The following is a 20272-nucleotide window of genomic DNA, read 5'->3' on the forward strand; positions in this document are numbered from 1 at the left end:
ATTATTTACTATCTCGTAATTGGAAATACTCTTTGCCAATCAGATTACTTACATTTTGACGCATCACTGCATCCAATTCTATATTCTCTTTCACTACAAACTGTTGGGCGACCAATTTAACCAAATAACGGTCAAACCAAGCTTGATTTTCTAATATATCTTCTTGTCCTTCTAACTTGTCATCTACTTCTTGTTTTACTTGCATCAAAGCTCTATGCAGTTGGATTTCCTTTGCAGAGAGATTACCTTTTTCGGTTAATCGCTTATGGATACGCGCATATTTTTCATCGTGATCATACTTCGCTCGTAGCAAGGCATTTTTACGATTCAGTTCTTTAGCCTGATCGTATATTTTGCGGAGCAACTGCATATTTTCGACCATATCTTCTTGATTGGTTTCAGAAAGATTTTTTTTACGAAATATACGTTCCAATTCTTCTTTCAAACTGATAAACTCCGGATCTCCTGTATCGAAGTTTTGCTGCAAGGCTTCCCTAGTTTTACGCAGTTGATCTTTGTACTCATCTGCCAATCGCAATTCCTCTTCACCTACTTTAATAAATTGGAAAACAATATCTTCCAATGCTGCGTCCAAAAGGTTACGGGTTTCATCACTATTTTCTAGACTTTCTACGAAATTCAGGTTATCCAAGCGACTTTGAGCTTCCAACAATAAACGGTTGAGAACATGGAAGTCTACCAATTCTCCCAGACCTTCATAACCATTGATCGCAATAATGTTTTTCAGTTCTTTGGCCGTACGCAGTGCTTTGACTAATCGTAACAATTCATGCTTATCATGTATCGCAGCAATTTGTTGAGAGAAAATCTCTTGGTTCTCCGTGTCGTAATGAAATAGCGTTTCTTGGATTTCGTTGATCTCCGTTTTAATCTCCTCTTTCGATTTGAAGAGATACGAATACATTTCCATCTCATCGCCTAACTGTTCTTGCAACTCCTGAAAATAGAGTTGATTGGTTCGATCAAATGCTGTAGAGATATCTGCAAAATCCACGACATAACCATACTGATAGTTTTTGTAAGGGCGGTTTACACGAGTCAAGGTCTGTAGGAGGTTGTGATCCTGAATTACTCGTGCTAGATAAAGCTTTTTCAAGCGTTTAGCATCAAAGCCAGTCAATAGCATGTTATAGACAAATAGTATATCTATCTTACCACTTTTAAAGGCCTCAATCAAATCTTTGCGGATCTGCTTGTCATTCTCGTCGTGAAGTATCAAGGCTGCGGTCAGCTTTTCTTTACGACGATCCCCATAAGCAACAGATGGTTCTGCGGCGATGGCTAGATTTTGCACATTTATTTCTTGAATGCCGTATTGCTCTTCAAACAGCTGAAATAACATCTTAGCCTGCTTAGATGAATCACAAACGACCATTCCTCCCAATGATTCATCCCGCCAGTAATCCCTGAAGTCGACTAGATCTCTAGTGATATAGTCCAGTAAACCTTGTGCAAATCTTCGGTCAGCATAGACATCTGAGGTTTTGATATCTCCTCGAAGTACCTTAATCTGCTCTATCACTTCTTTCATCTCCATCTTGAAGCTTCCTTCAATTTCTTCACGAATAAGTCGTAAAGTATACCCATCAGCTATAGAGCGATTGTAGTAATATTTGTGAATGTAATTACCAAACAATAGTTTTGAATCGTATTCCTTTGCAACTTCTTTTAAAAGAGGAGTACCCGTCAAGGCGATCTTAATAGCATTTTTATCTGAATTTATCAGATTTGCCAAATAGTTACCTTTCGGATTATAGCTACGATGTGCTTCATCTAGGAAGAAAATTCGCTGTGTATTAATATCGTAACCGATATCATCGGAAACAGTAGATCCTTCACTAAATTTTTGAATATTAACAACCGTGATTTCTGCTTGTCCGCTATCGTTATGAATGGCGCCTACGACCTTTAAGTCAGCAACAAACTCCTGTCTTGAGTTAACCCGATTGACTTTTAATCCTCGCTTTGCAAATTCATTAGAGGATTGAATCAACAAATCCAATCGATCAACAATAAAATAAAACTTAGGGATAATTTGTTTTTTCTGATAGTATTCAGTCAAATACTTGACATTATAGTATGCCAAGGCTGTTTTTCCCGAACCTTGCGTATGCCAGATAATACCTTTTGTTCTGCCTTCATCTAGTTTCGCAGTTATGGCCATACTAGCAAATACCTGCGGATAACGCATGATATGCTTTTGTACAGTGCTTTCCTCTCGTACATAGGCGATAGCATACCGTAGAATAAAGCCTAAGCGTTCTCTACTAAACAACGACGTTAATATTCTATGAGTAGGTCCATAGGGCTCCTTGTTCGTTTTAAATTCTGGACTGTGTTTTATAACCAATAGGTTATTATCCTTTAGGACGAAGTTTTCCTGATCTTCAGATAGGTTGATCAACTCTTGTTTAACGGGATAGTCTACATCTTCTCTGAAATAATTAAAATGCAGATCAGCATAAGCAGAGGTAGCATAGAAAGCACCAAACACAGGTTCTACAATGCCATCTTCATATTCCATATTATTAGAAAAGACCATTAACTGAGTGATATTGGCAAATTTTCTAAAATGTTTCTGCTTAAACCGGTTATTGATCCGTCTGCGTTCTGCTAAAACCCCTTCTTTGTTATGAGGTTTCTTGACTTCGACAAAAGCTAAGGGCATTCCATTGATCAAAACCGTTATGTCAGGACGAAACTCTTCGTCACCACTTTTACAGATCAATTCCGTTGTGACATGAAAGCTATTGTTATTGAAATTCTTAAAGTCAATTAGCTTAATACCAGAAGTTGCAGTCAGGCGCTGATAAAACTTTTCACCGATATCTTCATAGTCTAATTCTAAGCTTATTTCATCCAACAAGCGTTTAAGATCTTCTAAGGCTACATCAGGGTTAATGCGTTGAAGACTTTCTAAAAATATGTCTTCAAATATATTACTATCTGATCGTCTAATTTGTTCTCGTAAAGGAATACATGTGTACCCCAAGCGCATTAAATGTAATAACGCAGGAATCTTTACACGTGAATTTTCGTTAAATGCCATTATATCGTTTCGAAGATCTGATCAAACAATAATTTCAAGTCCTTTTGTACCTCGTCAAAAGCAGGTAATTTCTTTGTAGAGATTTGATGTCCCAAGCTTGATTTCCAAGCTCTTTTCACTGTATTTTCACTCCGAGCGTTAAGTAATTGTTCTACTCCTGTAAATTCAAGTCCTTTAAATGCCATTTTCTCTAAGAAAGCCTGCTTAATCTCCGCCCAATCGAGATCATTGACATGCTTGGATAAATACCATATATCATAATAGTCGCGAGGTGCTGTATAGGAGCGTTGTATCAAAGCTCTTAACTTTTCAGACAACACTTCTCGTATATCATAGCAGGCAATTTCGTCTACTGCAGAACTCAGCTGATCGGAATAATTATGATAGACCGTTTTCAAAGTCGGTTCGAACACCATCTTCTCGTATAGAATAATTTCAATCTTAATAGACGTATTCCATCGGGCTGGATCTGGCGGAATTTGATCCTTGGAATGATCGGCTCCCCAAAACTTGACAACGGCAGCATATCCAGTAGGCATATCATTGTGCCGAAGATTGGTCAGCTTTTCCAGATGTAATTGCATTCCAGTACGTTCTTGTACAAATGACATGATTTGCCGCAGCAAATCTTCATCCAATTGAAAATCTGGATTGATGGATGTAAAATCTAAATCTTCTGAAAAACGATAATCTGGGATATAACATTTTCTTAAACATGTTCCTCCTTTGAAGATTAGTGCTTCTTTGCAAGAATCTATCGAAAATATAGCATCGACAAAATGTCCTAATACCCAATCCTTGTCAATGGTACTTCTGGACACTTCGTGTTCCAAAGCTTTTTTTTCTATTTCCTTTTTCAGTATCATTAGTATTGTTTATTGGATATGTCTAACAATTCTTCCCGGCTGATATTTAACCTTAATCGCCATTCCGCTACAAATTCACCTTCTTCCAATCCCTGGGGATCAAACAAGTTATATTTATTCTTTACCTGCATCTTGGCAAAATCTATAAAAGATTCCATGCTTGGAATTTGGAGAAGCTCAACCAAATAGCCAATTCGTTTGGTAACCGCTATATTATTCACAGCCTTGCAATACTCGACTAATTTAGTGGGTTGCATTTGCGCTTGACTAACTGCTCGAATCAATTCCGCATAGCCACCAGAATGTTGAGGTAGGTCAAAGCAATCGACTATTGTTTTCTCTACATCGGTTATCGGATACTGAAGGTTACCGTAACCATTGTGTATTATTCCTGTTTTTTTATTAGGTGCTATCCTAACGAATTTATAAGAAGTACCTAAGATTGACTTGTCGTTTTTTTGATTAGTCGTCTGAATAAAAACGGTATTAGAAAATTGTTCGGTCAATCCGTGCAAATTTAATGCAGACCAATACGCGACAGCACTATTTTCAGCGACGAAAGTACCGATGACATATTCGTCCCGAAAACCTTGTTTGCAAAATTTACCTTTTTCCATTCGCACAAGTAGTTCCTTGTCGACTAGATTCTCTAGGATTTCACTTAAGTTGTCAAACTTTTGTTCTAGCAACTGTTCAATTTCGGAGAATTTGAACAACTGTACTTCATAGTCGTCCAGCAACTTTAAGAACTCAAGTTGGGGCTTCGTAAGATGTTCTGATATATAAACGCTGTCTGCCATATTACCTTTTGCGTTACGATAAGACCTAAAAAATGGGTCTTATCGTAACACGATTGGTAAAGATAAGGAACAATTACCCAAAAAGCAACGCTTCCCACTAAATCTCAATCACCACTTTGAATAAACGAAAGTGTTCCAGATTATTAATATTTTTAAGATGTATATTCCAATTCATTATCTTAATACCAAAATAAAAACAAGTGGAATTCACTAACGAGGACATAATCTATCTTGTCAACCTTTTTAAAGGTCGCGAAGACGTATTTGCTTTACGCTGGGAGAAGGGAAATAAAAGCGGGTACATGCCGGCCTATAGCTATGATCCATACCATTATCGACTACATAAAGCTAATGGCGGGAGTTTTCAAAGCTATAGTCACAAAACTTACCTGCCATTGTCAGAAATAGAAATTACGAAACATCTTAACGGCCTTCAGCAGATCGGAATTTATCCACTGTTGCAAGATAACACTTCTTGGTTTTTAGTGGCTGATTTCGATAAATCCGATTGGCAACAACAGGCTTTGAAATTTCTCGAAGCATGTACAGGCAAAAATATCCCTGCTTATCTTGAACGGTCCCGTTCCGGCAATGGCGCACATGTCTGGATTTTCTTTGAAAGCCCTTATCCAGCAGCCAAAAGTCGTAAGTTATTTATGCATATCTTGGAAAGATGCGGTGCATTCTCGCCATTTGAGAAAAACTCCAGCTTCGACCGTTTATTTCCAAATCAAGATCGGCTGTCAGGGAAAGGGTTAGGAAATCTAATTGCGTTGCCCTTATCTTTACCTGCTGTACAGAATGGCAACAGTTCCTTTATTGATCCCAAAACGATGACCCAATTTCCTGATCAAATCGCATATTTAAAAGAAATTAAAAGAGTGAGTTTGGATTACCTAGAGGAGCTGTTCAATCAAACAGGAGGAAGTAAAGAAAGCTATGTACCCGTTGTTGATGGAAAACTTAAGATTACCTTGAGCAATTCGATCCGTATAAATAGTCACGCTATACCATTTGTACTCGTCAATTTTTTGAAGGAGCAACTTAATTTTGCTAATTCAGCCTTTATCATCAAGAAAAAGTCAGGGAGAAGCACTTTTGAAACACCTAGGTTTTTTAAATTGATCGATGAAACCGAAAATGAAATCCTTATCCCAAGAGGGTTTATTGGAAAATTGCTGAGGTTCTGCAGAGAATCACAGGTAACACATGACTTTGTTGATAATAGACGTGAGCTCCCAACAATCCAATTCTCTTTTAATGCCGCGTTGCGACAGCATCAAATCAATGCTGTCGCCGCAGTAGAAAAAAAGGATTTCGGAGTAATCGTCGCACCGCCAGGAACAGGAAAAACTGTTATCGGTCTGAAAATCATTGCAGACAAACAACAACCTGCACTTATTGTCGTACACCGTAAGCAATTATTGGATCAATGGGTGGAGCGTATAGAATCATTCCTAGGGATACCGAAGAAAGAAATTGGGATTATAGGCCAAGGAAAAGCAAGATTGGGTGTAAGTACAATAACCGTTGCAACGATACAAAGTCTTCCAAAACATATTGAAACAATTCAGGACAAATTTGGCACAATCCTGATCGACGAATGCCATCATATTCCAGCGGAATCTTACCGTACCACCGTCGGAAAACTAAACAGTGTTTATTGCTACGGTCTCACAGCGACTCCTTTTCGGAAATATAATGATGATAAATTGATCTTCACCTATCTCGGTGATATCATTACAGAAATCCGACCAGAGGAAATTGAAGATTACAAAAGGGCAAATATCATCGTCCGGAATACCACACTCCATGTTCCCTATAATTCTAAAACCGACAGTTTCGAAACACTTTCCCAAATTATAATTCATGATACAGCAAGAAACCGATTAATAGTAGACGATGTATCCGCCGAGCTAAACCAAGGAAAAAAGGCAGTTATAATTACCGAAAGAAAAGAACATATCGAGACGCTGAATCTATTGCTAAAATCAAATTATGAAACCATAACGCTCAGCGGAGATGATTCAGACAGCAGTAAGAAAGCGAAATGGAAAACATTGTCAGAAGGGAATTTTCAAGTACTGATTACGACAGGTCAATATTTTGGAGAGGGTTCGGATATTCAGCATATCAGCACACTACTTTTGGCCTATCCCTTTGCTTTCCATGGAAAATTGATTCAATACATCGGTCGGGTGCAGCGATCCGAGATCAATCCAACTATATATGACTATCGGGATGTACAGATCGATTATCTAGACAAGATGTTTCTAAAACGGAATATCTATTACCGTAAAATCACCAAACAAGCGACACTTTTTGACGAACCAACGATGGATTACCAGCCTCAAATAGGTCACTTATTTACCTTAGAAAAAAGTACCAAGATACCCATTGAGGATCTATCGTTTCATTATGGCCATGTGGTCTTCACTTATAAAGTAGAAGAGATGCATACGGTTTTGGAATTTCAAATCGAAAATTTGGAGATTAGGCCCGAGTTTGAGGTATTAAAACCTTACTTTATCAAGATACTGAAATCTAAAAACATCAACGTTCAGTTAAACGCTGAATTTGAATACGGAAAATTGGTAGCACAAATCGCTACTTCCGAAGATATAGAACGAATAAATAAAGAAATTGTGGAAGGTGTAAAATTCCAGTTTCTGAACAAGGGACTATTAAGTAAGCTACCTTTTCAAAAGCAAAATATATTGACCTCGGACCAGCTGCAAAATGGCGAGACTGTATACGCAAATGCCGAAGAATTAATATCTGAAATACTTAAACTACGAAAATATAAGCATTCTCGACAAGTTCAATTCTTAGCCGATCACCATCAGAGTAGCATCATGAAGGTTAGGTTCGTGCTTAGTCCCTTTGCATTTGTATTTCTTCTATCAGGAGACAGCCAATACCACATCATCCTTGAAACCTTAGATACGGAGGAGGCGACTTATATCTGGCACACAGATAAAAATAAAACCGTCTTGAAAGACGCTGTTGCGATGATAGATAAAGATCTGCAGATTATTCGTGAAAAAGGTAGACAGGCTTTCTTAGAAAACCATACTCCCGAAAGATTTAGCCGTATCCTTCATGACTACAGCGATCCGGATAGAGGTTTTATCCTTTGGAAAGCATTTTTGGAAGAAGTAACACTTTAAGAGTGAATTTTAATTCCTCTTCGGATAGGAAATAAGGCATTCGTCGTCCTCCTTCAGCAAGTATGTCGCCAATCCAAATAGACCCTATCCATGAGTGCTCAATTCCAAAAGCATTGGGATAGCGTCTATTTGCCCTTCGGGTGCTGCGCAGATTGTCACCATCCATGCAGTTCAGTTCGTCCTCCTCATAGGCGGCTACTTTGTCTGGCGTGGAGCTGTATTCCATTTCATTCCATGTAGCACCACGCCATCCACCGCCGCCTCGAGTTTGTCTCGCCTGCAGGTCGCTCGGGCTGCGGTGGCCATAGGCAGGCCAATGCACTGATCGCAACCTCCTTTAGCAAAAAAATAATGCCGATCCGACAGGCACTACACACACTTTCACAATTCCAATACAGTGTAGAGCCTATTCGCCCTCCGGGTGCTGCGCAGATTGTCATTATTTTTGCGTTGCCGCTCAGTTGCTCCGGCAAGTGACTTCGTCCTTCCATGGAGCTGTCCTGCGGGGCGCCTTCATTACGCTGAGCTTCATTATCGGCTACGTTGTACAGCACCATTCCAGTTCTACATCACTTGCTTTTCCCCATGCATGCCTAGTCCACCTTGTGTAGGCGAGCTTTCGGCTGTCACTATTTTTGAGAGTACCTTACGCACAAACCCAAATCATCAAAAATACCGCCAGCCAAGCTCACCTACATATGCCGTCCCCCGCTACTTCGTACCTCTTGGTCCGGCACCCTCGCTCCACTCGCAGGCGGCTCGCGAAGCTTGGTAGCTGGTCAGCAATCCGCTGCGCTCATTGCAGCCAGCTACCAGCCGTTAGGAGAAGAATTAAGCTTTCCAACAAAAAATGCATACAATAAATATAACAGCCCATAAAAAGCAAAAAAGCAAAGTAAGATAATGCGAGATGGCTAAACAGCAAGGTCAAGGACGAGCTTTTCGGAGAAATCTCCATCCTCCGCTGTCGGATCGTATTTCCCCGAAAAACCTTGCTTTATTAGCCAACCGTTCATTGAGAAACCACTTTCTTTTTTTCTCTTTTTTCTTTTGGAATGAAGCTATTCTTGGGATTCAAAATATGCTTGAATTTTCTCATGATCAAAATGATTTCGTAAAATCATCTTTTCAATAGGATCTTGTATAGTTTTAAAATATTCATAAGTCCTCCTAAATTCTCTTAGGTAACCGTCAAAATGCCTATTGATTTCTAAATCGACATCAGAGTCTTTTTGACCGTAAATATCCCGTAAAAACTGCTCAATAACGAACGTCATGTCCCATGCTTCATTATATGTTGGGAATAACTGACTGGTCAATTGCTCAACTTCTGCATCAGTATGGGCATAATGCTTGTCACGGAGAAACGTTAATTTATTAACTATTCCATTTTGGCATTTGTTATCAATTAGCTGTAATATCGGCCTAAAGCATTCCAGTCGTATGTCCGTATCAATATTTCTATTAAGAATCTTATTATAGAGCTTGCCGATTCCAAAAGACTCTCTATACGAAAGAATTTTAGTTATCTCTAGTACAAATAAGATCCAGCACTTATTTGAAAGCGTGCTATAAGTCGAGGTTCTTCGACCAACTAAATAATCTAAAATATCCAAATCACATTTAAAGGGCATAACTATTTCAAATTTTTCTAAATAGTCTTTCGGAGTTTGGATAAGATGTGCTTCTCCTAAAGAGATCTTAGCTTTATAATAAAGCAAGTAAATTTTCCCTAGTATAATATCAAACTCTTTTTCCATACACTCTAAAATAATAAAAGCCCGGCATTTGCCGAGCTTTCTAATGAATAAAGCCACCACAACTTTATCGTTTTCTTTTCACTAAATGCGCGAGTAGTAAAGATACAAAAAAACTGACTGCCGCGCCAACAATTGCCAGTATAACGGTGCGGAAAATATCGTCAATAAGCAATGATGGAAAAATTCCCATCAACAGACCACCGCAAGTTCCCATACCTACTGCTGATCTATTCATCGGGAGCCTCCTTTGAACCTTCGGGCTTATCTTTGTCATCTACCGTAATCTGGCTAATGGCAGATAAAACACCACCAGCCACAGTCAAATAACCACCAATGGTCACCACAGCAACCGGAAGTGCCACAGGAACTGTAACAATTGCTCCGCCAACCGCCGCTACGATCAAACCTATACTGCGCAGCACCTTGAAAAATTTGGGTGTAGGTGCCTGAGCTCTTTCTAAAACATTCATTCTGTCTCCTTTCTTTCAACAATCAAAACCACATCCTGTCCCTGATCCAAAGCAGCGTAAACAGCTTCTTTCAACTTCTCAAATGCCACTCTGGATCTTATTCCTTTGCCATCCCCAGTCAATTCGCTAACAGGAGCGATACATCCACGCAATTCTTTCTCTGCATTATTCGCGGAATGAAATAAAATTGCACTTCGCATCGGCACGTCTCTTACCAGAATGTGCCATCCAAATCTTTTGCTGTATCGCTTGGCCAATGGGTAAGTTCCTTCAGGAATACAGGAAATGTTACGGACGTTTTCGCGCCAGGGCAACTCAATGGCATAACATACCAAATCTCCGCCAATCCAAATCTCTCCATTAGTGCCCTGTTCACCGTACGTCCGCAACAATTTCACCACCAACATTATACACCAGTATCAACTAACACCAAACTCAAAGCATTGTATGCACCGTTGTTCAACGCGTAGAACGTTCCATTAACCTGTTGCAGAAACTCAATCCCGAATACCAGGAACAACGGTTTTGTAGATTCCTCCACACCGATATCGTTGCTTAAAACCACAGGTTCTCTTACTGAATTGTCAAATGAGATTTCCGCAGAGGAACTCTGTACCAAATTAAAGGTCTCATTTTCAAAATCAACCTCAACACCAGCTGATATAAAACGAAAATGGGTTGTACCTCTAGGAGCTACTATTTGACTATCAGGAAAAAAACTTGTCACGTTTATCTCCAATATACCTGTAGCACGATCTATTACTGAAGTATACGATGCGTAAACTGTAGCACTTAAGCGGGCGTTTCCGTTGAAATCAAATCCTTGTAAAAGAACTAACTCGCCATCCAACACATTGCGTAATCCTCGATCGCTGACTTGGTCAGCTTTGATTACCTGCATCATTGACTTGACCAAGCGGGAGATCATGCGCGAATCCTGCGTTTTGTTCAACACCGGTCGGATTGCTGTACACAATGCCTTGCTCGCTTTACCAGCTCGCGCAAATTCCGCTGCGTTCTCCCTCGTTCGCTTAAACTTCGGATCGTTATGAAAACGTTCCTTATCGACGCCTCCTTTTTGTCTGGCCAAATAGCCATCCTTACTTTTGTAAAAGGTAATATCCCCGATAGTACCCTTCAATTTAATAATACCTGATTGTCTTGCCATATCACACTCACTTTAAAACTCACCTTTGCTGCAGCTAATCAGTGATTACAGGTTAAAAATTGGGATAATAAAGCCAAACTAAAAGCGCAGGCGTACCAAATGGCGGTAATGGGTCAATATGGTCACATACTTCCTAAGTATATTTCGTAAATTGCAATATGATAGATACTTTTTGGAAAGAATTTCAAAACGAAATACGGGAATATAGTGGTGTAGAAACACCGCCAGCTTATTACTTCTGTGATAACGAAAAGGACGCAGACGAATGTGCCGAACTTGTACGAAAAGGTATCAAACAGGCTACTACACATTCTTTAACTGGATTGCAAATCAACGAAGAAAAACTACCTGTAATCGGAGATCTAGCTATCGTCACCGATTGGCATGGAATACCCAAAGCGATCACCAAAACCGTCAAAGTGCAGCTTGTAAAATTTAAAAATATCACAGCGGAATACGCGTTTATTGAAGGCGAAGGAGATAGAAGCTTAAGCTATTGGCAAAAAGTTCATTGGGATTATTACACACGAGAACTTAGTGATCGTGGCTTGCAACCGTCCGAAAATATGGAGCTTGTCTGCGAATATTTTGAGACAATTTAGCCGAAAATCTAAAAAGCATGGATATACGCCCACTCACGCTCCAAGATTTACCTTCAACGCGTTATCTCCAACCAGAAGGATGGGGTGACATTACTATTTCCTTAATGGAATACTGTCTTCAATCGTTTTGCATGCCTGTTAAAGTTATTTTTAAAAATAAAATCATCGGTGTTGGAGCTCTAATATTACACCAAAATTCAGCTTGGTTGGGGCACATAATCGTGGAGCAATCATATCGTGGTCAAGGAATCGGTTTCATGATTGTAAGCTACTTAATAGACTTAGCTACTAAAAATGGAGCAGTATCCATCAATTTGATCGCAACAGACCTAGGAGCTCCAGTTTATAGAAAAGCTGGTTTCAGAGTAATTGGTTCATACCAGTTTCTCAAGCGTGAGCGTCTATGGCCGCAGCAATCATTGCCAGATCAACTGAAACCATCCTCGTCTTCCTTTTATGAGCAAATTCATAAACTAGATCAAGAAATAAGTGGAGAAAACAGGCGTGAATTAATAGATAGTCATCTTAAACAAGCTGTAATCTTTGAACACGAAGGTATGGTCGAAGGTTATTATTTTCCAAAGCTCGGTCAAGGTCCAATATATGCTAAGACAGAGCGCGCAGGTTTAGGATTAATGAGTCTTAAGTATATTGGAACGGATGCCGCTGTTTTGCCATTAGACAATTTTGTGGGGCTTCAGTTTCTTGTCAATAACGGTTTCGAAGTTCAAGACACAACTGCAATAAGGATGACATACGGAGAAGATACAATATGGCATCCCGATAAAATATTTAGTCGAATTGGGGGTAATTATGGCTAATGATGATTTGAAATTCGATTATACCATTTCGCTTTCTCCTGTTGAGAAAGAAAGTGTTATGAAGCTTTGGAGTGATGAGTATCCGGCTAAATTAGCCTACGACAATCTAGAAGATTTTTACACCTATATCAATGGTTTAGAAAGTCCTACGCATATACTTGTTCGAATAGATAATGAAGTTGTTGGATGGGCAACAAAGTTTTATCGCAACCAGGAAAAATGGTTTGCAATAATCCTATCCAGTTCGATTCAAGGGCATCGTGTCGGTTCGAAATTAATGATGGATTTAAAAGAGAATGAAGAAATGCTTTGCGGTTGGGTTATCGACCATAATGACGATCGTAAAATTAACGGTGAACTTTACTTATCTCCGCTCAACTTTTATTTAAAACAAGGCTTCGACATCTTAAAGGAGCAACGTTTGGAACTTCCAACATTATCTGCAGTCAAAATAAGCTGGAAAAATATTTCCTAATTATATTCGTAAATTGCAACAAGATTTCACCTCAGCTTTATACCAACTTGTTAGTAAGTTGGGTATCTGAATGATGAACAGCTACGCCAGTCCATCTTCATATCAAATGAATAGATAAAGCGTACATAGAGTATAGAAATGAGAAGAATCTGTATTTATCCGAAGGACATATCTCGTATCACCGGCAAGAGCTACCGGCAGAGTTTACGTATATACAATACGGTTAAAAAAATACGAGGCAAGCAAGCTCACCAATTGCTTAGTATAGAGGAAGTCTGTGAATATTTAGGCTTGGACAAAGAGGAAATTAAAGCAGCTCTATAACAGATAATTAGCTGTACTTTTCTTTCAGTTCCAACTTCTTAATCCGTGATGTAATAGCACCTTCTTTACGTTGGAAGATATTGGCCAGTTCCTTGACAGTCTTTCCCTCACAAAACAAACCCTCCAGTTTTTCATCGTCTTCGGTCGACCATGGCCGATAAGCTTGTGGATGCTGTTCGCGGATATCGTCCAAAGTGTAACTCTCCTTGTCACTTTCCGGATCGGTCAGCTTTTCCAGTTTTTTGACAGCTCGATTAAAGAGTTTTTTGAAGTCTTTTATATCTTCTTCAAAGATCAATATCTTGTATTTTTCGAAGCCATCGTCGGTGCGCCTACTTTCCGAAACGGAGAGATATAGGCTACCATTTTCTGACTTTTTTACATCAAAGAAATACGTACGATTTCCTTTCGTGATTTTATCAGTAAATAGTTCGTTATTATCCATAATGAAGTTATTTATTCGTAATAAGCGATTGTTACATCGAATATACTAAAACCATCCTACATAACTAAAAAACAGCCACCTAACAATCTCAAATAATGCTACTTATGCGTGAAAAAGACAGGTTTATTCTGTATCTTTGTATAGCAAAACGAAATAGGGAATATAAGAAAAAAGTATTGCGAGACCCTAGCGAGACCTCGTAAAAACGAAACTTATAAAAGATATTAAATCAGAGAGTTACAAGGATAGTTCCAATCCCTCACTCTCCGCAGGGCTTCAATCATAAAGATTGGAGCTTTTTTATTTCTAAAGCTTTTCTATTTAACGCCAGTAGAGGGATGAGAACAGAAGGGTTGGACGGGGTTCGATTCTAGAAGGTTCAGGGACATGGTTGGGGAATGAGCGGCTGAACCAATCCCTCACTCTCCGCAGGGCTTCAATCATAAAGATTGGAGCTTTTTTATTTCTAAAGCTTTTCTATTTAACGCCAGTAGAGGGATGAGAACAGAAGGGTTGGACGGGGTTCGAAACGAAGGGTTCGGGCTTAATTTGGTTGACGTGAATTCGAACCAGAGCGAAGTTTTATTCTACTATCGTTCTGAACGTCAGATTTATTCGTGGTGTTCTCACTTTTTTAGTTGGAGGAAGTCTATGTAACCAATGGGTCTGTGTAGTGTCTTTCATGACCAACAGACTTCCGTGTTCCAACATTAATTCAACTTTCTCGTTGCTTGTTTTGTGTTTAAACGCAAATTTTCGTTCAGCACCGAAACTTAAGGAGCCAATTGCACCATTCTTTTTCAAATCAGTTTCGCCGTCACTATGCCACGCCATACCCTCATTGCCATCGTGATAGAGATTGAGTAAACAGGAATTAAACGTTTCATTGGTTTCTTTTTCTACTATATTTTTGAGCTCCAAAATTTCTGTCGTCCAGGGCAATGCTCTTTTGGTGGTTTTAGAATAAGTATATTCAAAAGGTCTTTCACCATACCATGCCACTTTTCGTTTCGTAATGATTTTCTTTCCAAAGATAATTGCCTCGTCATTCCGCCAATCAACCGCCATTAACAATTTTTCGAAGTAATAATTAGCATCTTGTTGATTAAACAACTTCCCGTAATAATTTACAATCCCATCTTGTGGTAACCAATTTTTTATGCTGTCAATGCGTTCGTCAAATAGTTTCATTCTTTCACCATATTTGTTTTTGCACTTTCCCAACCAATGATTGCGGTTTTTCTTGTACTCCCCCACATATAACCACCAATGTTACCGGATGATTGGATTACACGATGACAGGGGATAAGAAAGGCTATAGGGTTACTTCCAATAGCTGTACCTACTGCTCTGGACGCATTTGGCTTGCCGATTTGTGTAGCGACATCTCCATAGGTGAAAAGTTTCCCCATTGGGATTTTCAAAAGTGCTTCCCAAACTTTTAATTGAAAATCCGTTCCTTTTAAATGCAGTTTTATATCACAAAGTTTACTCGAATCGTTTTTGAAAATGAATAGAGCATGTTGTTGTATTGCATCTAATTGGCGTTGAAATGTGGCGTTCGGGAATTTTTGTTTTAGATCGATTATTGCACTTGTTTCATCAGTAAAGAAAGCCATATAACAAACGCCTTTGGACGTAGAAGCAACAATGAGGTTGCCGAATGGACTTTCAGCAAAGCTGTAATTAATAGAGAGTTGTTTTCCACCATTCTTATATTCGGCGGGTGTCATTCCTTCAATTTTGACAAACAAATCATGTAGGCGTCCCGTTCCTGAAAGTCCCGTTTCAAAAGCGGTAGCAGAAAGGGTTGCTTGTTTATCTTTTAATAATGTTTTTGCGTGTTCAATGCTGATATATTGAAGAAACCTTTTAGGTGTTGTTCCCGCCCATTCACTAAATAACCGTTGAAAATGAAAAGGACTTAAATGGACTTTTCTAGCAATTTCATCAAGCGTAGGCTGTCCTCTAAAATTGTTTCTGATGTATTTAATTGCTTCTGCGATTCTGTTGTAATTGAGTTCTTGTTGTTCGTTCATCAGTATGATTTTTAACAAATGTCAGCAGAAAATAGCTGCTATAAAACCCGAAACTTGCTGAATTTCGCCTGTTGATTTATATGCATCATTTGATAAGCGTCGCCGGTAACAGTTAAAAGTAACAAAATTTTAAATGAAAACGTTTTTATGACCCCACAAAAACTACGGATAATCCTTTTGTCGAATGAGTGCGTAATTTAAAAAATAGTACATCTATTTTAGATATATTTTTTTTGTTATATTCACATCAAAAAAAACACCTAATTATGATGTACAGATTCTTTACTCTTGTTTGGATTTTCCAAGTACTTTTAGCCAATACGCAAGCCCAAACTAATGAGCTGCCCTCGATTTCTTTTCGTGATTTTGAAATACCTAGTTCGCCAATAATTGATTCGACATCTCATGCTGTGGTGATGTTAGAAAAAGGAAGATCAGACATACAGGTGGACGAGGGCGAACGGGAGTTACGGGTCATACACCGTTATGGCGTTCGGATTAAGATCTTGGATAAAGAGGGATTTGATAAGGCCAATTACGTTATTCCGCTCTATAAAATTGGAAATAAATTTGAAACCGTAAGCCAGATTCGCGGATATACGCATTATGTAGACGGAAAGATACACACGGTGGAGATGGATAAAGGAGCCGTCTTTCACGAAAAAGTGAATGAATTTGTAAACTTGAGTAAATTCACGTTGCCGAACATAACGGAAAATTGTATTATCGATATTGAATATGAGATACAATCCCCTGATATTTTTAACTACAGAACTTGGGAATATCAAGATGATATCCCTAAACTTTACAGCGAATATACGGCAATAATTCCAGCTCTCTACAACTATAATGTAACCCTGACTGGTTCCTATAAATTAACCGACCAAAAATCAAAATTGTTGAAAGATCATTTTTTACTGAATGGGCGTCGGCAGGATTGTTCCCAGTTAACCTATATCATGAAAGACATTCCCGCCTTCCAAGAAGAAAGCTATATGTTGGCTCCGAAAAACTATAAATCGGCAATCAACTTCGAACTTATGCAATATTATTCGACAAATGGAGCACGCCAGAATCTTACCAAAGAATGGAAAGATGTAGACAGAGAGCTATTGAGTAACCGTTCATTTGGCGGACAGATTGACCGGGAGAATAATTTCAAGCGTATTTTGCCCGAAATATATACAGACGGTGATTCTGATGAAGATAAGGCTCGTAAGATATATAGTTATATCAAAAAACAAATTAAGTGGAATAAGATATACGGAAAATACAGTCAATATGGTGTAAAGGAAGCTTTAGAAAGAAGAAACGGAAATGTTGGAGATATTAATCTTTCGCTGATTTCTGCTTGTGGTGCCGCAGGGATTGAAGCGTATCCTGTCTTGGTATCAACGCGGGAAAATGGTCTTCCAAAAACTATACATCCGGTCATTTCTGATTTCAACTATCTTGTCGCGCAGGTTCGGGTGAACGGTAAAAACTATTTTCTAGATGCATCGGAAGAAAATCTTCCATTCGGTCTTTTACCTCTTCGGTGTATTAATGGCAGTGGTCGTATTATCTATTCAAAAAAATCTTCCGAATGGATAAAACTAGAGAATGAGATTAATGCCTCTACTCATTTTGAAATCACCGGAAACATAGATGAAGTAGGTCAATTCAAAGGAAATATCCGTATAACCTATCAAGGATTGGATGCATTGAACCATAGAAATTATATCCGGAGGTTTTCATCATTAGACATCTATATCGAAGAACGGATGAATAATTCTGCCAACATGAAAATTGAGGACGGAGATATCTATCAATTGGACAGTTTAGATAACAACCTTGTTGAAAGCTACAAGGTTAGCATGGATTTTTCCGATAACGTACGAGAGAAAAGCTTTGCCTTCAATCCTATATTGATAAATAGAATGACAAAAAATCCTTTTAATTTAGAGGAAAGAAGCTACCCTGTAGATCTTGGCTCTAAGCAGAAAGAATCATATACCATTTCCATTCAGTTACCAAAAGACTTTCATATAGAGCGTCAGCCTAAGAATACCGCTCTGGCCCTCCCAGAATCAGCAGCGAGATATACCTATCAGTCGCAATATGAAGAAGGTAGATTAATGCTTAAACAAGAACTGGCTTTGAATAAAGCAATTTACGAAGTAGACGAATATTTTCATCTAAAAGAATTTTATTCTAGAATAATACAACATCAGAAAGTAGATTTTGCATTCACTAAAAAATAAGCTATGACAAGAAAATTATGGTTAATCCTAGTATTGACTGGTGTTATGCACCTAGGCTTAAGAGGGCAAAATATGTATTCGGTGGATTTGATTAATACGCACTTAAAAGAACGGGCGGACGCTACCGTCAGAAACGAACGTGTAGAAATTGATATGAAAAGTGTTAACGATGTGACCGTCCGGATCACACGTGCCGTGACCGTCCATAATAGGAGCGGAGAGGAACACGGGAGTATTGAACTGTATTATAATAAATCGAGAAAGATAAAAAACGTAAAAGGGGAGATATTTAATGAATTTGGTGTTTCAATCGGAAAATTTTCACTGAAAGACTTTCGGGATAGGAGTGCATCTGGTCAAAGTAATCTATACGATGATACTCGGATGAAAGATTACAGCCCTGCGGTATACAACTACCCTTATACTATTGTTTACAGCGTAGAAATCAAAGAGAATCAAAACCTGTTGATTCCGTCTTGGGCGCCAGATTATGCTTACGATGTGGCTATTGAACGGAGCAGCTATGTCTTTACGTGTCGCCCAACAGAGAGAATTCGCATACATCAACAAAATTATGAAGCAGAAGCTGTTGTCCAAGAGGATGCAAAGACGAAAACATATACTTGGGAGCTGAAGGATATTCCTGCGCGTCAGTCTGAACCTTATAGCCCTCCACGCGATCTCCATGCTACGCGTGTTAGGATCGTTCCGGAAAACTTTCAATACTTCAAAAAAACAGGTCATTTTAAGGATTGGCAAGAATTTGGGAAATGGAACTATGATTATCTATTGGCAGATAAACGTGTACTTCCAGAAGCGACTGTCCGACGCGTGAAGGAATTGACGAAAGATATAGATTTGCCCAAAGAGAAAGCAAAAGCATTATATAAGTACATGCAAGATAAGACCCGTTACATTAGTATTCAAGTGGGAATAGGGGGCATTGAACCTTTTCCCGCTGAAACAGTCGATCAGTTGGGATATGGCGATTGTAAGGCCTTAGTCAATTATATGCAGAGCTTATTGGATGTCGTTAATATTCCTTCCTATTACTGTATTGTGGAGGCTGGATCATATAAAAGAGATATCACTGCTGATTTTGCAAATGTCTCTGATGGTAACCATATTATCTTATGTATACCCTTTGAAAACGATACAACTTGGCTGGAATGTACCAACCAGCAAATACCCTTTGGATTCTTAAGCGATTTTACGGATGATCGGCTCGTTATCGCCTGTTCCGCGGAGGGAGGGAAGATCATGCGTACGCCCAAATTTAGCCATGAGGCAAGCCTGCAGTATCGAGAAGGACATTTTAACATATTGGCGGATGGCTCGTTGGAAGGGCGTTTGAAAACTACATTTAGTGGCGGACAGTTTGATAATCATTATTATAATTCCTTTATGAGCGAGCAGGAGAAGACCAAAAACGCGAAAAAATGGTATGATATCGACCATATCAGTTTCCGTAAGATTGATTACGAAATGATTTCAGCGGATAAGGATTCAATCGCCATCTGCGAAACGCTTGATCTCGCGATAAAAAATTATGTGGTAAAATCGGGGACACACGCTATTTTACATCCGAATATATTTAATCAGGCACGACCAATACCTGCGACGCGAAACCGAACCAACGAATTGTATATCAACCGTGGATACACCGATATAGATATCATGCATTATACGTTGCCAGATGATATAGATACATTCACCATGCCGGTTAACAAACGACTAGAAACGGAGATGGGTATATACGAGTTACGCATTGCGATATCAAATGGTATATTGACAAGTTATCGTATGATTCAACTCCAAGAGGGGACTTACCCTCAAGAAAAATATGCAGAATTTTATCGATTTATGGCAGAGATATATAGTTCCGACAGGGGGAAATATAATTTATCTATTAAAAAAGATAGCCATTAATTTTTTATCGCTGGATGTTAAACCTTGCGCGTACGCCTGTTTTTACTATAATCGATCTATTGTTTGTAACTTTACCATATCGCAAAAAGT

General features: G+C 38.9%; 19 protein-coding genes. 7 read left to right on the top strand and 12 right to left on the bottom strand.

Going from position 1 to position 20272, the window contains the following annotated elements; translation table 11 throughout:
* Nucleotide 1: 1 nt before the first annotated feature.
* From EWE74_RS02580 to EWE74_RS02590, 3 genes are read right to left on the bottom strand one after another with little or no spacing between them, the layout of a single operon-like run.
* Entirely contained in the window at nucleotides 2–3070 is a 3069-nt protein-coding gene (locus EWE74_RS02580; protein WP_130139973.1) for a type I restriction endonuclease subunit R, read from the bottom strand.
* Nucleotides 3070–3936, bottom strand: a complete 867-nt coding sequence (locus EWE74_RS02585) for a nucleotidyl transferase AbiEii/AbiGii toxin family protein (protein WP_130139974.1) — start codon at nucleotides 3934–3936, stop codon at nucleotides 3070–3072. Before EWE74_RS02585 ends, EWE74_RS02580 begins: the two co-directional genes overlap by 1 nt.
* Entirely contained in the window at nucleotides 3936–4736 is an 801-nt protein-coding gene (locus tag EWE74_RS02590; RefSeq protein WP_130139975.1) for a type IV toxin-antitoxin system AbiEi family antitoxin domain-containing protein, read from the bottom strand. Before EWE74_RS02590 ends, EWE74_RS02585 begins: the two co-directional genes overlap by 1 nt.
* A gap of 200 nt (nucleotides 4737–4936) precedes the next feature.
* On the opposite strand from EWE74_RS02590, the gene EWE74_RS02595 reads away from it, so the two are divergent.
* Nucleotides 4937–7906, top strand: coding sequence for a DEAD/DEAH box helicase (locus EWE74_RS02595; protein ID WP_239018528.1), 2970 nt, complete (start codon nucleotides 4937–4939; stop codon nucleotides 7904–7906).
* On the opposite strand, the gene EWE74_RS02600 is transcribed toward EWE74_RS02595, so the two are convergent.
* From EWE74_RS02600 to EWE74_RS02620, 6 genes are all read right to left on the bottom strand, one after another.
* The gene (locus tag EWE74_RS02600) at nucleotides 7866–8228 is read right to left on the bottom strand and encodes a hypothetical protein (RefSeq protein WP_130139976.1); all 363 of its coding nucleotides are present in this window, start codon (nucleotides 8226–8228) and stop codon (nucleotides 7866–7868) included. The two genes, EWE74_RS02595 and EWE74_RS02600, sit on opposite strands and share 41 nt — an antisense overlap.
* Nucleotides 8229–8967: 739 nt before the next feature.
* Nucleotides 8968–9666, bottom strand: coding sequence for a hypothetical protein (locus tag EWE74_RS02605; RefSeq protein WP_130139977.1), 699 nt, complete (start codon nucleotides 9664–9666; stop codon nucleotides 8968–8970).
* A gap of 64 nt (nucleotides 9667–9730) precedes the next feature.
* Entirely contained in the window at nucleotides 9731–9901 is a 171-nt protein-coding gene (locus EWE74_RS21060; protein ID WP_165384630.1) for a hypothetical protein, read from the bottom strand.
* Nucleotides 9894–10088, bottom strand: a complete 195-nt coding sequence (locus EWE74_RS02610; protein WP_239018529.1) for a hypothetical protein — start codon at nucleotides 10086–10088, stop codon at nucleotides 9894–9896. The genes EWE74_RS21060 and EWE74_RS02610 overlap by 8 nt, the downstream gene beginning before the upstream one ends.
* A 44-nt stretch (nucleotides 10089–10132) precedes the next feature.
* Complete coding sequence (locus EWE74_RS02615; protein WP_239018530.1) at nucleotides 10133–10543, bottom strand: DUF5675 family protein; 411 nt, start codon at nucleotides 10541–10543, stop codon at nucleotides 10133–10135.
* Nucleotides 10543–11304: a hypothetical protein gene (locus tag EWE74_RS02620; RefSeq protein ID WP_130139979.1), complete on the bottom strand. Its 762-nt coding sequence runs from the start codon at nucleotides 11302–11304 to the stop codon at nucleotides 10543–10545. Before EWE74_RS02620 ends, EWE74_RS02615 begins: the two co-directional genes overlap by 1 nt.
* 158 nt (nucleotides 11305–11462) lie before the next feature.
* On the opposite strand from EWE74_RS02620, the gene EWE74_RS02625 reads away from it, so the two are divergent.
* From EWE74_RS02625 to EWE74_RS02640, 4 genes are all read left to right on the top strand, one after another.
* Complete coding sequence (locus tag EWE74_RS02625) at nucleotides 11463–11906, top strand: ASCH domain-containing protein (RefSeq protein ID WP_130139980.1); 444 nt, start codon at nucleotides 11463–11465, stop codon at nucleotides 11904–11906.
* Between the two features lie 17 nt (nucleotides 11907–11923).
* Nucleotides 11924–12727, top strand: coding sequence for a GNAT family N-acetyltransferase (locus EWE74_RS02630; protein ID WP_130139981.1), 804 nt, complete (start codon nucleotides 11924–11926; stop codon nucleotides 12725–12727).
* Nucleotides 12720–13202: a GNAT family N-acetyltransferase gene (locus EWE74_RS02635; protein ID WP_130139982.1), complete on the top strand. Its 483-nt coding sequence runs from the start codon at nucleotides 12720–12722 to the stop codon at nucleotides 13200–13202. The genes EWE74_RS02630 and EWE74_RS02635 overlap by 8 nt, the downstream gene beginning before the upstream one ends.
* 138 nt (nucleotides 13203–13340) lie before the next feature.
* On the top strand, nucleotides 13341–13526 hold the full coding sequence (locus tag EWE74_RS02640) for a hypothetical protein (RefSeq protein ID WP_130139983.1): 186 nt from the start codon (nucleotides 13341–13343) through the stop codon (nucleotides 13524–13526).
* A 7-nt stretch (nucleotides 13527–13533) separates the two neighbouring features.
* Here the strand turns inward: EWE74_RS02640 and EWE74_RS02645 are convergent, their stop codons facing one another.
* From EWE74_RS02645 to EWE74_RS02655, 3 genes are all read right to left on the bottom strand, one after another.
* Entirely contained in the window at nucleotides 13534–13971 is a 438-nt protein-coding gene (locus tag EWE74_RS02645) for a DUF3276 family protein (RefSeq protein ID WP_130139984.1), read from the bottom strand.
* A 582-nt stretch (nucleotides 13972–14553) separates the two neighbouring features.
* On the bottom strand, nucleotides 14554–15162 hold the full coding sequence (locus EWE74_RS02650) for an alpha-ketoglutarate-dependent dioxygenase AlkB family protein (RefSeq protein ID WP_130139985.1): 609 nt from the start codon (nucleotides 15160–15162) through the stop codon (nucleotides 14554–14556).
* Complete coding sequence (locus EWE74_RS02655; protein ID WP_130139986.1) at nucleotides 15159–16010, bottom strand: bifunctional helix-turn-helix domain-containing protein/methylated-DNA--[protein]-cysteine S-methyltransferase; 852 nt, start codon at nucleotides 16008–16010, stop codon at nucleotides 15159–15161. Before EWE74_RS02655 ends, EWE74_RS02650 begins: the two co-directional genes overlap by 4 nt.
* Nucleotides 16011–16276: 266 nt before the next feature.
* Here EWE74_RS02655 and EWE74_RS02660 point away from each other — a divergent pair, with 266 nt between their 5' ends.
* Nucleotides 16277–18253: a DUF3857 domain-containing protein gene (locus EWE74_RS02660; protein WP_130139987.1), complete on the top strand. Its 1977-nt coding sequence runs from the start codon at nucleotides 16277–16279 to the stop codon at nucleotides 18251–18253.
* A 3-nt stretch (nucleotides 18254–18256) separates the two neighbouring features.
* Nucleotides 18257–20182: a DUF3857 domain-containing protein gene (locus tag EWE74_RS02665; protein WP_239018531.1), complete on the top strand. Its 1926-nt coding sequence runs from the start codon at nucleotides 18257–18259 to the stop codon at nucleotides 20180–20182.
* Nucleotides 20183–20272 lie beyond the last annotated feature (90 nt).

The organism is Sphingobacterium corticibacterium (assembly GCF_004208525.1).
GTDB lineage: Bacteria > Bacteroidota > Bacteroidia > Sphingobacteriales > Sphingobacteriaceae > Sphingobacterium > Sphingobacterium corticibacterium.